Source organism: Herbaspirillum sp. B65 (assembly GCF_000333555.1).
Taxonomy (GTDB): Bacteria; Pseudomonadota; Gammaproteobacteria; order Burkholderiales; family Burkholderiaceae_D; genus Herbaspirillum; species Herbaspirillum rubrisubalbicans.
Map to the genome: position 1 here is coordinate 1 of NZ_BADI01000196.1, position 595 is coordinate 595.

Sequence of the window (595 nt, forward strand, 5' to 3'; positions counted from 1 at the left end):
CGCGCGCGCCCAGCATCCAGAACCAGACCAGCAGGAAGAGAATGAGCAGCGTCCAGACGAACGCCTTGGATTTATACAGTTCGCGCATTGACAGCGGTTCCTTGTTGCGTGTTCTTGGGTTTATTGTCGCGGCAAGTGCCGGCGTCAGGCCTGGGGCGGGATGATCAGCGCCAGTGCCACCTTGCGCCCCTCGGCCATGAGGATGTTGTAGGTCCGGCAGGCGGCCTGGTTGTCCATGCATTCCACCCCGATGCGACGCGTGGTCAGTACCGTGGTCAGCTTGGGGTGGACGAAGCGCTGGCGCTCGCCGGTGCCCAGGATCACCACGTCCGGCAAGGTGGCGTCGATCTGGGCGAAATGCTCGGTGGTGAGTGCCTCGAAACTGTCCACGGGCCAAGATACCGGTTCACTTTCCGGTAACACCAGCAGACTATGGGTGAAGCGGATGGCATTGAGCTCGACGCCGTCCTCATCATAGGCGGTGACGGTCTGGTATTGCTTGGTTTCGGTCGAATGGAGCTTCATCGCAGGATGGGCAGATGGGTTGCAGGCGGCCCCGCGGGGCAGACGACCGGGCCATGATGTCAAGTCGACA

Annotated in this window: 1 protein-coding gene; it reads right to left on the minus strand. The window is 61.7% G+C overall.

The features are described from left to right. Nucleotides 1-144: 144 nt before the first annotated feature. Nucleotides 145-525: an Mth938-like domain-containing protein gene (locus I5W_RS05000; protein ID WP_044528416.1), complete on the minus strand. Its 381-nt coding sequence runs from the start codon at nt 523-525 to the stop codon at nt 145-147. Nucleotides 526-595 lie beyond the last annotated feature (70 nt).